We start from the raw sequence: 12,427 nt of genomic DNA, 5'->3' as shown, positions 1-12,427 counted from the left end.
TCCCGCCAACCCAATAAACGGGTCACAGAAATACAAACGGAGGAAACGCCATGAAGGTCCACGTGGAAATCGACTGCACGCCAGAGGAAGCGCGCGCCTTTCTGGGGCTCCCCGATGTGAGCAAGGCCAATGCCGTCTATGTCGACACGGTAACTAAGGCGATGAAGGGCGTGACCAGTCCGGATCAATTGCAGGACATTGCCAAGTCGATTGCTCCGATGGGCCAGATGGGACTGAAAATGTTTCAGAATTTCGTCGAGGGCAGCATGGCTGCGGGCAGCGCGCTGACTCCAAAGTCAAAAGGCAAAACGGACTGACCGCGCGCCTGTCGGCCCATTATTGCGAGAGCCATGGATACGATCTTTGCCCTGTCGAGTGGCGCTCCGCCCGCCGCCATCGGGGTTATCCGCATTTCGGGGCCTAACGCGGCTGACGCGCTGAAGGCCCTCGCGGGCCGAGTACCAGAGCCGCGCCGACCCAGCCTGGCGAAGCTGCGGGATTCAGAAGGTGGCCTGCTCGATGAGGCTTTGCTCCTGTGGTTTCCCGGACCGGCGACGGCCACCGGCGAGGATTGTGCCGAGCTCCATTGTCATGGCGGACGTGCGGTTGTGGCCGCGCTGCTGGAGCGATTGTCCAAGCTGACTGGTTTGCGGGCTGCCGAAGCGGGCGAGTTTACCCAGCGCGCCTTTGCGAATGGTCGCCTCGATCTGGCGCAGGCCGAGGGTCTGGCGGATTTGCTCTCGGCAGAGACCGAGCTTCAGCGCGCGGTGGCGGTGGATGCGGCGGGCGGCGGGCAGTCGCAGCTGTTCGCCGATTGGCGGTCACGCTTATTGGTGTTGTCCGCGCATGTGGAGAGCGCGCTCGATTTTTCGGACGAGGACGATGTGGGGGAATTGCCCGCTTCCTTTGCCGATGGCTGGACCGCGCTGGAGGAAGAGATTTCGTCTCTGTTGGGCCGCCCGCAGGTGGAGCGGTTGCAGGACGGGATCCGGGTCGTCTTGGCCGGGCCTCCCAATGCCGGGAAGTCCACCCTCTTCAATGCAATCCTGCGCACCGATGCGGCGATCGTTTCACCCATTGCCGGCACGACGCGCGATGCAATCGAAAGGCCGGTCGCCATCGATGGCATTCCTTTTGTGTTGATCGATACGGCGGGTCTTAGAACGGATACGCCAGACAGCATTGAAGCCATCGGCATTGCGCGTGCAGAGGCGGAAGTACAGCGGGCCGACATTATCCTGTGGCTCGGGCTAGAGGGCGAGGGGCCAGAAGGAGCGTGGGAGATTGCCACACGGTGTGACGAGGGCGGCAGTGGTAAGTCCTATGCCCGTCACACAGTGTCGGGACTAACAGGGGAGGGCATTGCTGCATTGCTGGCCGATCTTGGCGAAACAGCCCGCACCATGCTGCCCAAACCGGGGGAACATGCCGTCAACCAGCGGCAATCCGAATTGTTGGCCGAGGCACAGCGGGCTTTGTCCGAAGGCTTCGCCCACGATCTCCTCGTGACCGCAGAAAACCTGCGGACAGCCCGCTTCGCCTTCGATCGCATTCTCGGGACCGTCGCTACCGAGGACATGCTCGACACACTTTTCGGGCGGTTCTGCATCGGGAAGTGAGATGTTCCACGTGAAACATCCTGCAAATCCCGGTGGGCCACGGCGGAGTTCGGCGTTATAGGGGCGCTATGAGCGCTCGGTTCGATGTTCTGGTGGTTGGCGGCGGGCACGCTGGTGTCGAGGCAGCGTGTGCGGCTGCGCGCATGGGTGTGCGCACGGCTCTGGTCACGTTCGACGGTGCCACGGTCGGCGCGATGAGCTGCAATCCGGCAATTGGCGGATTGGGCAAGGGGCATCTGGTCCGCGAGGTCGATGCCTTTGATGGGGTGATTGGCCGTGCGGCTGACGCTGCCGCGATCCACTACCGGATGCTCAATCGGTCGAAAGGCAGCGCTGTGTGGGGCCCGCGTATTCAGGCGGACCGGAAACTATTCCGGGCTGCGGTGCAGGAGATTGTCGAGGGTCAGGCCGAGCTTTCGGTTATCGAGGGCGAGGTGGCGGCGTTGCAGCTGTCCGGCGGGGAGGCACGCGGGGTGGTTCTTGCCGACGGGTCGGCTGTGGATGCGCAGGCGGTGATTCTGTGCACCGGGACTTTTCTCGGCGGCAAGCTGTTCCGCGGCGAGGAGATCCTGACTGGCGGGCGTGTCGGAGAGGATTCGGCGACGCTTCTGGCACAGCAGGTCCGCGACTTCGGATTGCCGATGGCGCGGCTCAAAACGGGGACGCCGCCCCGGCTCGATGGCCGGACGATTGACTGGGCCTCGCTGCCCGAGCAGCCGTCTGACGGGGAGGGGTGGACTATGTCCGACCTCACGCAGGCGCGCACTAACCCGGAAGTGTTCTGCGCGATCACGCGCACCAATGAGCGCAGCCACGATATCATCCGGGCGAATCTGGACCGCTCGCCGCTGTTCTCCGGTGCGATTGATGCGCAAGGCCCGCGCTATTGCCCGTCGATCGAAGACAAGATCCACCGCTTCGGTGACCGTGACGGGCACCAAGTTTTTCTGGAGCCCGAGGGTTTGGATTCGGCCACGGTTTATCCCAACGGGATCAGCACCTCTCTGCCGGTCGATGTCCAGCTTGCTATGCTCCGCAGCATGGATGGCTTGGGCGCGGTGGAGATGGCGGTGCCGGGCTATGCCGTCGAATATGACTATATCGATCCGAGAGCGCTCACCCGGGGGTTGATGGTGGGCGAGGTACCGGGGCTCTATTGCGCCGGCCAGATCAACGGCACCACGGGCTATGAGGAGGCGGCTGCACAGGGCCTGGTGGCGGGTCTCTCGGCGGCGGCCACAATATTGGAGAAGCCGGGCCCGGCGCTGGACCGCGCAAACAGCTATATCGCGGTGATGATCGACGATCTGACCCTGCACGGGGTGAGCGAGCCGTACCGCATGTTGACCTCGCGCGCCGAGTACCGCCTGCGGCTGAGGGCCAACAACGCTGCTACGCGCCTGACCCCGCTTGCGTTGGAGATCGGGTGTCTGGGTGAAGAGCGCATGCGCTGGTTCGAGAAGCGGGAGACCGAGCGTTCGGCCATCGACGGCCAGTTGGACGCCGCTCTTCCGTCGAGGGCTATTATCGACGCCGGAGCGGATGTCCGCGATGATGGTGCAAAACGCCCCGCGCGCGAATGGTTGCGTTTCCCTGCAGTCGCCTTCGCCCATGTGGCCTCTGCTCTGGATCTTGGGGGCGGTATCGACAGTGCGCTCGCATCGGAATTGGCAGAGGATGCCGCCTACGCCCCGTATCTGGAACGGCAGGATGCCGAGCTGCGCGACCTGAGGGCGAGCGAGAACGTGCCGCTTGCGGCGGATTTCCCTTATCGCGATGTGGCGGGTCTCTCCAACGAGATGGTCGAGAAGCTCACCACGGCGAGGCCGGACACATTGGCGGCGGCGGGCCGTGTGCGCGGTGTGACCCCCGCAGCGCTTGCGGTGCTGATGGTGCACGCAAAGCGTCTCGCAAAGGTCGCCGCGTGAGCGCAGACTTGACCGAAGAATGGGCGCGCGCCTTCATTCATGAGCGTATGCCACATGGGCGGTTCGGCATGTTCGAGCGCTTGGCCGATCTTCTCGTCGAGGAGAACACCCGCCAAAACCTGGTGTCGAAATCCTCTCTGGAAATGGTGTGGGTCCGGCACTTTGCCGACAGCGCGCAGATCGTCGATCATGTTTCACGTGAAACAGGCGCGTGGCTCGATCTCGGCTCCGGCGCGGGCTTCCCCGGCATTGCATTGGCAATCATGCTCCCCGAAGCGACAATCCATTTGGTCGAATCCCGCAAGCGGCGGGTGGAATGGCTGGGGTATGCAATCGAGTCTCTGGGCCTTGCGAATTGCCGCATGCATGGCCAGCGGCTGGAGTTGATCGAACCGTTTCCCGTGGATGTTGTCACGGCCCGGGCCTTCGCTCCGTTGGAAAAGCTCCTCAACCTATCCGCAGCCTTTTCCACTGTGCGGACAGAATGGGTCTTGCCGAAGGGCCGGTCGGCGGCGCAGGAATTGCATGCGCTGAAAAAGCGCAGCCGCCAGATGTTTCACGTGGAACAATCGGCGACAGATGGGGATGCGGCCATTCTTGTGGGTCGGGGGCGTATCAAACCGGAAGGAAAGCGATGATCAGGATTGCGATTGCGAACCAGAAGGGCGGCGTTGGAAAGACGACCACCGCCATAAACATCGCGACGGCCATGGCCGCCACCGGATGGAAAACGCTGCTGATCGATCTCGATCCGCAGGGCAACGCTTCTACCGGCATGGGTGTATCGACCGAAGATCGTGCGCAATCGAGCTATGAGTTGCTGGTCGATCAGGTTCCGCTGTCAGAATGCATCCAGCCCAGCAGCATTCCCGGGCTCGACGTGCTTCCTGCCACAGTCGACTTGAGTGGAGCGGAGGTGGAGCTGGTCTCCGTGACGGACCGCACCGACCGCTTGCGGGCCGCGCTGGATGGGCACACCGGCCACGATATCTGTTTCATTGATTGCCCGCCTTCACTCGGGCTGCTGACCTTGAATGCCCTGGGGGCGGCGAACACTCTGTTGGTCCCACTGCAATGCGAGTTTTTCGCGCTGGAGGGTCTGAGTCAGCTTCTGCAGACGGTTGAGCGCGTGCAGCAGCGGTTTAACCCCGATCTGGGAATTATTGGTGTCGCCCTGACCATGTTCGACCGCCGCAACCGCCTGACCGATCAGGTGGCTGACGATGTGCGCGATTGCCTGGGTGGTCTGGTGTTCGAATCCGTCATTCCGCGCAATGTCCGGCTGTCCGAAGCGCCAAGCCATGGCCTTCCGGCACTGGTCTATGATCACGCCTGCGCTGGCAGCCGCGCTTACATGGCGCTCGCCCGTGAATTGATCGGACGCCTGCCTGAAGAGAGGAAAGCCGCATGAGCAAGTCCGACGAGCCCATTTATCTCTCGCCCATTCCGCGCAAGGCTGCCGACCGCAAGCAGAAGCTTGGCAAGGGATTAGGCGCCCTGATGGGCGAAACCCGGCGCGAAGAGCCACTGGTAACGAGCGGGCAGGGGAGTGCGGCGGGATCCGGTTCGCGTGAAGCGCCCGCTGGAAATGGCCTCGCCTCGATCCCTGTCGCCTCCATCGAGCCGCTTCCCGGCCAGCCACGGACTGTCTTCGATCCGGCTTCGCTGGACGAGCTTGCTGCGTCGATTGCCCAGCGCGGCGTTATCCAGCCGATTATCGTGCGCCCGCTCTCGGGCGACAAATATCAGCTTGTCGCGGGCGAGCGCCGTTGGCGGGCGGCGCAAAAGGCGCGGCTCCACGAAATTCCCGCACTGGTTCGCGATCTGGACAAGCGGGAGGTTATGGCGCTGGCGTTGATCGAGAACCTGCAGCGCGTCGATCTCAACCCGATCGAGGAGGCGCGCGCCTATCGCCGTCTCGCTGACGAGGAGGGCCTGAGCCAGAGCGACATTGCCAGCATGGTCGACAAATCGCGCAGCCACGTCGCCAATCTCCAGCGGCTGCTGACCTTGCCAGACGATGTGGTGGATCTCGTGGAGCGCGGTGATCTGTCCATGGGCCATGCCCGTGCGCTTGTGGGCCATAAAGAAGCCTCTGCGCTGGCGCGCGATGCTGTGCGGGGTTCCCTCTCAGTGCGCGACATGGAGAAACTGGCAAAGGGCGGGAGTGCCCCGGGCAAAAGCGCGGGTAAGACGCAAACGCCTTCGCGCGATCCCGTAAAGGACGCCGATATTGCGGCGGTCCAACGTCATCTGGAGGAGTTTCTCGGCCTGTCGGTACGTATCAAAACGGACACCGATCCCCGTACGGGCGCGGTGACAATACGTTACAAAACGCTCGATCAGCTGGATCTGATTTGCCAGCGTCTGACTGGCGGGGATATCTAAACCACTGAAATTATTGGAGGTATGGTCCAAAAAGTTAACGAAAAACCGTTCACGCGTTAACCATGTCCACCAACAAAACCCTTACTTGGTAGTTCTACCTAAAGGCCACGAACGGATGGAGACCCGTTCGAACGGGGCCGGTCACAGCTTGTCCCCGTCCAGGGACACTGAAGACCAAATTTGTAAGGGATTTTACCATGAAAACGTTTTTCCGCGGCGCTGCCGCTACCGCCGTTGCCGCTGTCGCTTTCGCAGCTATGCCTGCCATGGCACAGACCGCTGGCGACCCGAACGCCAACCAGGCTGACGCCGACGCTCGCGCTGAAATTCTGGCCGGCCTGACGCTGACCAATGTTGCAGGTAGCTCGCTCGACTTCGGTTCGATCGTCGTTCTCGGCGCAGGCACCGTATCCGTGCCTTCCGACGGCAGCGCCATCAGCTGCCCGGCAGCCGCCGCTGTCTGCTCCGGCACGACCGACGTTGCCGAGTTCGAAGTTTCGGGCTCCGACGGCAAGGCTGTCAGCATCACGCTGCCCGACGCTTCGGCAGCTACCGACGAACTGCAGTTCGACGACGGTGTGACCGTCCACTCGATCGACATCACCGAGTTCGAAACCAACGCCAAGCTCGATTCGACCACGCAGGTTGTTGACGGCTTCGGCCTGCCGGTTTTCGATCCGATCACCGGTGACCCGATCTGGGTCCAGTATGACGGTGTTCTGCTGGCAGGCGGCACGGCCACCTTCCCGGTCGGTGGTTCGATCGCTCTGGTCGCCGGTCAGGAGCCTGGCCTGTACGAGCACACCTTCACGGTTGAAGTGAACTACAACTAATCGCTGCGGCCCCAACCGGGGCACACGAACACAAACGGGGGCCGTGCGCTGGAAAGCGCGCGGCCTCTGTCGTTTCAGCTGCGTGTTTCAATCGCGCGAGCGGCCACAGGCCAAGCTTAGCAGGCTGTTAACCCTCTTTAGATAGGAACTGTTCTTGACCGCTCGCGCCTTCCCCGCGTGAGCCCAGGGAGCACGAGAAAAATGATCAACCGCCTTGCCCGCCATGCCACCAAGATTGCCATGGCTTCCCTCCTTGCCGGCGCAGCGATTGCACCGGTTCCCGCGAGTGCACAGGGGGACCTGCTGGTCGCGCCGACGCGTGTGATTCTCGACGGTCGCCGAGGCGCGCAGGTAATCCTGAGCAATATCGGCAGCGAAGAAGCCACCTACCGGATCGGTATGGTGCTGCGCCGGATGGGCCCCGATGGCAATCTCGTCGAGGTTTCCAAGGAAGAAGCTAACGCACTGGAAGCTGCGGCTCTTTCTATGGTCCGGTACGCTCCCCGGCGCATCAAATTGCCGCCCGGCCAACCGCAGGCGGTGCGGATCGCAGCGCGTCCCGACGCGGAGTTGCCCGATGGCGAGTACCGCGTGCACCTCTCTTTCAATGCTATTCCCAAGCCACGCCCTGCCGTTTCCGACGGTACGCCGGCGCAAGGCCTCTCGGTAAAGCTCATCCCGATTTACGGGGTGACCATTCCGCTGATCATCCGCCATGGCCAGGTTCAGGCCAATGCCGCCATCGATACGGCGCGCATGCTCCAGACCAATGATGGCCGCCCGATTTTGTCCTTCGCTATCGAGCGTTCGGGCGATGCCTCGGTGTTTGGCGATCTGGTTGCCATTCCGGCGCGCGGGGAACCCATGTTTCTCGCACGCGGCGTGGCGGTCTATCCCGAACTCGACCGCCGGATGGTCAATGTGGTCCTGAGCGAAGAGCAGGCTGCGGTCATGCGCGGCAAAGTCCGGCTGGAATATCGCGAGCCTCCCGAGCGCGGAGGTGACGTGATCGCGGCAATCGATACGGATCTGGGCTAAAGCCCCGGAGTGCGAGCGGAGACTGCCGGAAATTCCGGTAAGCCTCTGAAAGTGCCCGCCTGAATGTCCTTCCGCCGGATCATACAGAACACTCCCTTAGGGAGAATGGGCGCTGCCGCAGCATTTGCGGCAGCGCTTTCTGGCGTTTCGGCCTCTCCCGCATTCGCGCAGGATGGCGCGCGCGGGTTCGCCGTCGAGGAAGACGATTTTCTGATGCTGCAGATGAAAGTCGGCAGCTATTCCATGCCGCTTGAAATTCGCGGCTACCAAATCAACGACGGCGACGATATCTGCCTCGATCTGGCTGACGTCATTCAGTCGCTCGAGCTGCCAGTGCGGCTCGACAAGAAGTCGCGCCGCGCAACTGGCTGGCTGTTCTCGGAAGATCAGTCTTTCACACTCGACCGGGCGGCTGGTACGGTACAAAACGTGAACAACGGTCGTGCGCCGGTGGCGGGAGACATTACCGATACGCCCGAGGGGTGGTGTGTCGAAACCGGGGCGCTGTCCCGCTGGTTCGGCGTGACGTTCCGCCCCGACATCTACAATGCCGTGGTTTCGCTCGAAAGCGACACAAAACTCCCCTTTATCGAGGCGATCGAGCGCAGAAGTCGCGCGGCGCGACTTCGTCCAAAGAAAAACGGCTTCGACCTCGCCGAATATCCCCGCGCCGATGCCGATTACCGGGTCTGGCGCACGCCTTCGGTCGATGTCGTCGCGCGGACCGACGCGCGCAAGGTCAGCGGCAACGGAACAGATGTGACCGGGCGCTATGAACTGTTTGCTGCGGGCGAGCTGCTGGGCGCGAGTGTGGAGGCCCGCCTGGCTTCCGACAATTCGCTCAAACCCCAATCCCTGCGGGTGCGGGCCTTCCGACAGGATCCCGATGGCAATCTTCTTGGTCCGTTAAAGGCGACTCAAGTTGTCGCTGGCGATGTCACCGGCGAACAGGGGCGTTTGACCGCCTTTGGCGGCGTCGGGCGCGGTGCCTACATCTCCAATCAACCGCTGGGGCGGACAAATTTGTTCACCACCACCGTCTTGCGAGGCACTCTGCCGGCGGGATGGGATGCAGAGCTCTATCGCAACGGCCAGCTGATCGCGTTTCAGGCGGAGGCCCGCGACGGGCGGTATGAATTCGAGGATGTCGAGCTGTTCTATGGCCGCAACGATTTCGAAGTCGTGCTGTACGGGCCGCAAGGGCAGGAGAAGCGCGAGCGCACCTCCCAGCCCGTCGGGTACAACACGATCGAGCCGGGCAAGACCTATTACTGGGCCCATGCGCTGCAGGACAACACCAGCCTGCTGGAGATCGGCACACAAACCACCATTCCGGGGCAAGTGCGCGGGACATGGCGTCTTGGGGCCGGGTTGGAGCACGGGATCGACGAACAGACTTCGATTGCGGCGGGCGTCCACAGCATTTCCTTGCGCGGGCGACGACGAAACTACGCGGAGGCGACGCTCAACCGCACGCTTGGCAGCTGGCAGATCGAGGCAACCGGTGCCGCCGATGACACCGGCGCTTTTGCCGCGCGTGCGGCGGCTGCGGGCCGGGTGGGCCGTTTCAACCTCGGCGCCAATGCGCTGTGGGTGAATGGCGGGTTCGAAAGCGAATTCGTCGCGCCCGGCACGGCGCATCAGTTCGGCCTGCGCGCCGATACTTCGCTGCGGCTGGGCAGATTTTCCCTGCCTTTACAGGCGTCTGTCAACAGGATCACGCTCAAGAACGGCTCATCGGCCACCCAATTGGGCGCGGCAACATCGTTTAATTTCAAAGGGTTAAGCCTCACCAGCCAATTATCCCATCAGATTGCGGATGATGCTGTCGCGGGCGAGCTGGAAGCCCAGACCGAGTTGAAATTGTTGGCGAATGCGCGGGTATTCGGGTTGCGGCTCAGGGGCACGGCGGAGATCGGCCTTGCCGGGCGGGACACCGGCCTGCGCTCCGTCCGTGTCGCCACCCGCAAGAGCGTCGGCGAGCGGTCGGATCTGTCGGTCAATGTCGACTATCTGCCCAAGACTGATACCGCCTTCTTCAATCTCGGTTTCACCCGCCTGTTCGACCAGTTCGCGATGACGGCCAATACCAGCTACAGCACGGCGGGCGCCTTCGGGGCGGGCCTGTCGCTTGCGTTCAGCCTGGGACCTGACCCGGCCAATGGCGGGGTGCGCGTGACGAGTGATCGGATCGCCCGACGCGGGCAGGCAGTGGTCAGCGTGTTCCTCGACGAGAATGGCGACGGCGTACGCGGCGAGGAGGAGCCCTTCCTGCCGGAAGTCGATGCCGCTGCCGGCATGCGCATCAGCCAGCAGCCGACCAATGAGGATGGCCGCACGGTGATCGACGGGCTGCAGCCCTACAAGCCGGTTCTGGTTCGGCTCGACGAAGGATCGCTGGGTGATCCCTATCTCGCTCCGGGCTCTGTCGGCACCGTGATTGTCCCGCGCCCGGGCGTGCCTCTTTCGGTGGAGCTGCCGGTGACGCGATCGGGCGAGGTCGAGGGCTTGCTGCTCTCCACCACCGGTTACGAGATGCAGGGCGTCCAGCTGGAGCTGCTCGATGCAAGGGGGCAGGTCGTGTCCGAAACGGTGAGTGAGTTTGACGGGTTCTTCCTGTTCGACCGCGTACCCTATGGCACCTATCGCCTGCGGGTGGCACCCGGCATGGCGCGGCGTCTGGAAGTGAAGGCCGATCTGGAAAGCGGGATCCGTGTGGGTCAGCCGGACGAAATCGCGCGGCTGGGCACCATCAAGATGGAAGCCGGACCGCCCCTCACGATCGCCACTGGCGAGAGCGTGGAAGAGGGCGCGCCCGGCTCCTGATCCGCAGATTTTGCGGGGGTGTTACTGCCCCTTGATATATTTCACATGGGTAACCGGCTTCTGCTTGATATAGCGGACCGGCTGAGGAGCGGGGTGGTGCACGGTCACTGTCTCGTACTCGACATGCTCGACCGGCACATCGACCCACTCCTCGGTGACATATTCGCGGATGACCGGCCGTGAAATCGGATAGGTCGTCACATAGGCCATCGCGGGCACATAGGTGTAGCCGTGGTGGCCATAGGCATAGCCATGATGGCCATAGCCGTAGCCGTACGCGTGCTGGCCGTATCCGCCCTGAGCATAACCGCCCTGGCCGTATCCGCCGCGCTCCCAGTTCTCGAGATAGGCTTTGCACTCCTTCAGATAAGGATTGCCGCCCACTGCAGAGCCAATAGCCGATCCGATGGCCAGTCCGGCCAAGCCGCCGACACCGGCACCGATCAGCGTTCCGCCCAGGCGCTCGCTATCGGCCACGCGGTTGCCGATCACGCCGCCAGCAATCGCGCCCAGAAGGCCGCCGGTGGTCGCTCCGCGATTCTTGCGGCGGCGCAATTCATCTTCACAATTGTCGAGCCATCCGCTGCGATCGAAGCTGGGCGCAGGCGGCAGCGGCGGGCCGCCGTGATGCGCGACGGGCTGTGCGGGATAGTGCGGAGCCTGCGTATGCGCATGCGGCTGCGAGGGGTAATGCTGCGGAACCGTGGGCACTTGATGCGTCTGGTGCGTCTGCGGCGCAGGGATTGTTTGGGGTACCGGCTGCGGGATTGGCTGTGCATGCCCCGGCATCGGCGGGGTGTATCCGCCATTCTCGACTGTGCCGTGATAGGAAGCGGGCCGCACTACTTCGACTTCCCGCTCATAGCTCACCGGATAGGGCGATGCCGTGCGATAGGTTGTGGGCGACGGGATGGCCTGAACCACAGGCTCGCTGGTGAACACGGTCTGCGCCTCGGCAGCCGGCAGCGGCTGGGCGAATTCATATTCGGTCTGTTCGTAGGACATTTCCTGCGCTGCGAGGGCGGGCGATGCAGCTACGGCAACAGCGACGAGCGCCGTCCCGGCGGCGAAACTCTGGCGGATCGTCATGGTATTTCCCCTTCTCAAATTGGCGTGTCAGACAGCCACCGAAAATCGGGCGACTCCTTGCCGTTAAGGGAAAATCTACCATCGTGTTCCGCAGAGTCAGGGGGCTGGCGGGCTGCTGTCCCGTTTCGGGGCATAAGGATCACGGGTTAACTGTAATGGTTGGGCGCCCAAAATGGCCTCCTAAATGAAGGGGGCGATAATGGTGGCCAAGGCTTCCAACCCGGCTGCATCGTCTGATGAGAAGCGAGCAGGCTCTGGACTATCGCAATCAATCACTGCGATCACTTTGCCGTCCCGAATCACCGGCACGACCAGTTCTGACTGGGTCACGGCATCGCAGGCGATATGGCCGGGGAACGCATGGACGTCCTCGACTAGCTGCGTTGTGCCGCTCGCCGCCGCTGCCCCGCATACGCCTTGCCCCATGGGAATGCGAATGCAGGCCGGCCGCCCGGCAAACGGCCCCAACACCAGCTCGCCATCGATCACGCGGTAAAACCCCGCCCAGTTCATCCGCGGGATAAACTCCCACAACAGGGCAGCGATGTTGGCCATATTGGCCACGGTGTCGCTCTCGCCCTCGATCAAGGCTGATGCGGCTTGCCCCAATTGCCGGTAGCGTTCTTCTGCGCTGGCGGTTTCGTCTGCTTTGAAATCATACATAGCAGCCGCCCCTAGCGCGAGATTGGCCCGGTTTGCGAGAAGT

Annotated in this window: 11 protein-coding genes; 9 read left to right on the top strand and 2 right to left on the bottom strand. The window is 62.8% G+C overall.

Annotated elements, in window-relative coordinates:
* The first annotated feature begins 50 nt into the window (after positions 1-50).
* The 9 genes from ACFCW2_RS05565 (at position 51) to ACFCW2_RS05525 (ending at position 10,632) form a co-directional block, all read left to right on the top strand.
* Positions 51-317, top strand: a complete 267-nt coding sequence (locus ACFCW2_RS05565) for a DUF6489 family protein (protein WP_379548635.1) — start codon at positions 51-53, stop codon at positions 315-317.
* A gap of 33 nt (positions 318-350) precedes the next feature.
* The gene (gene mnmE, locus ACFCW2_RS05560) at positions 351-1,619 is read left to right on the top strand and encodes a tRNA uridine-5-carboxymethylaminomethyl(34) synthesis GTPase MnmE (protein ID WP_379548634.1); all 1,269 of its coding nucleotides are present in this window, start codon (positions 351-353) and stop codon (positions 1,617-1,619) included.
* 68 nt (positions 1,620-1,687) lie between these two features.
* Positions 1,688-3,547: a tRNA uridine-5-carboxymethylaminomethyl(34) synthesis enzyme MnmG gene (gene mnmG, locus ACFCW2_RS05555; RefSeq protein ID WP_379548633.1), complete on the top strand. Its 1,860-nt coding sequence runs from the start codon at positions 1,688-1,690 to the stop codon at positions 3,545-3,547.
* Positions 3,544-4,185 (top strand): 16S rRNA (guanine(527)-N(7))-methyltransferase RsmG, encoded by a 642-nt coding sequence (rsmG, locus tag ACFCW2_RS05550; protein WP_379548632.1) that lies wholly within the window; start codon positions 3,544-3,546, stop codon positions 4,183-4,185. Before mnmG ends, rsmG begins: the two co-directional genes overlap by 4 nt.
* The gene (locus tag ACFCW2_RS05545; protein ID WP_379548631.1) at positions 4,182-4,958 is read left to right on the top strand and encodes a ParA family protein; all 777 of its coding nucleotides are present in this window, start codon (positions 4,182-4,184) and stop codon (positions 4,956-4,958) included. Before rsmG ends, ACFCW2_RS05545 begins: the two co-directional genes overlap by 4 nt.
* Positions 4,955-5,935, top strand: a complete 981-nt coding sequence (locus ACFCW2_RS05540; RefSeq protein ID WP_379548630.1) for a ParB/RepB/Spo0J family partition protein — start codon at positions 4,955-4,957, stop codon at positions 5,933-5,935. Before ACFCW2_RS05545 ends, ACFCW2_RS05540 begins: the two co-directional genes overlap by 4 nt.
* Before the next feature lie 197 nt (positions 5,936-6,132).
* Positions 6,133-6,768: a DUF4402 domain-containing protein gene (locus ACFCW2_RS05535; RefSeq protein ID WP_379548629.1), complete on the top strand. Its 636-nt coding sequence runs from the start codon at positions 6,133-6,135 to the stop codon at positions 6,766-6,768.
* A 201-nt stretch (positions 6,769-6,969) separates the two neighbouring features.
* Complete coding sequence (locus ACFCW2_RS05530) at positions 6,970-7,806, top strand: molecular chaperone (protein ID WP_379548628.1); 837 nt, start codon at positions 6,970-6,972, stop codon at positions 7,804-7,806.
* 105 nt (positions 7,807-7,911) lie between these two features.
* Entirely contained in the window at positions 7,912-10,632 is a 2,721-nt protein-coding gene (locus ACFCW2_RS05525; protein WP_379548627.1) for a carboxypeptidase-like regulatory domain-containing protein, read from the top strand.
* Between the two features lie 21 nt (positions 10,633-10,653).
* On the opposite strand, the gene ACFCW2_RS05520 is transcribed toward ACFCW2_RS05525, so the two are convergent.
* On the bottom strand, positions 10,654-11,721 hold the full coding sequence (locus tag ACFCW2_RS05520) for a glycine zipper 2TM domain-containing protein (RefSeq protein ID WP_379548626.1): 1,068 nt from the start codon (positions 11,719-11,721) through the stop codon (positions 10,654-10,656).
* Between the two features lie 180 nt (positions 11,722-11,901).
* Entirely contained in the window at positions 11,902-12,384 is a 483-nt protein-coding gene (locus ACFCW2_RS05515) for a GAF domain-containing protein (protein WP_379548625.1), read from the bottom strand.
* Positions 12,385-12,427: the final 43 nt, after the last annotated feature.

The sequence above is a fragment of the Qipengyuania algicola genome (assembly GCF_042492175.1).
Taxonomy (GTDB): domain Bacteria; phylum Pseudomonadota; class Alphaproteobacteria; order Sphingomonadales; family Sphingomonadaceae; genus CAJXSN01.
Note: the sequence above shows the minus strand (reverse complement) of the source record. Positions and strands in the feature narration are given on the sequence as shown.

Excerpts from the sequence above, each read along its gene's own strand:
- ACFCW2_RS05565 (WP_379548635.1), top strand. The coding sequence starts at position 51 with ATGAAGGTCCACGTGGAAATCGACTGCACGCCAGAGGAAGCGCGCGCC.
- mnmE (WP_379548634.1), top strand. The coding sequence starts at position 351 with ATGGATACGATCTTTGCCCTGTCGAGTGGCGCTCCGCCCGCCGCCATC.
- mnmG (WP_379548633.1), top strand. The coding sequence starts at position 1,688 with ATGAGCGCTCGGTTCGATGTTCTGGTGGTTGGCGGCGGGCACGCTGGT.
- ACFCW2_RS05545 (WP_379548631.1), top strand. The coding sequence starts at position 4,182 with ATGATCAGGATTGCGATTGCGAACCAGAAGGGCGGCGTTGGAAAGACG.
- ACFCW2_RS05540 (WP_379548630.1), top strand. The coding sequence starts at position 4,955 with ATGAGCAAGTCCGACGAGCCCATTTATCTCTCGCCCATTCCGCGCAAG.
- ACFCW2_RS05535 (WP_379548629.1), top strand. The coding sequence starts at position 6,133 with ATGAAAACGTTTTTCCGCGGCGCTGCCGCTACCGCCGTTGCCGCTGTC.
- ACFCW2_RS05530 (WP_379548628.1), top strand. The coding sequence starts at position 6,970 with ATGATCAACCGCCTTGCCCGCCATGCCACCAAGATTGCCATGGCTTCC.
- ACFCW2_RS05525 (WP_379548627.1), top strand. The coding sequence starts at position 7,912 with ATGGGCGCTGCCGCAGCATTTGCGGCAGCGCTTTCTGGCGTTTCGGCC.
- ACFCW2_RS05520 (WP_379548626.1), bottom strand. The coding sequence starts at position 11,721 with ATGACGATCCGCCAGAGTTTCGCCGCCGGGACGGCGCTCGTCGCTGTT.
- ACFCW2_RS05515 (WP_379548625.1), bottom strand. The coding sequence starts at position 12,384 with ATGTATGATTTCAAAGCAGACGAAACCGCCAGCGCAGAAGAACGCTAC.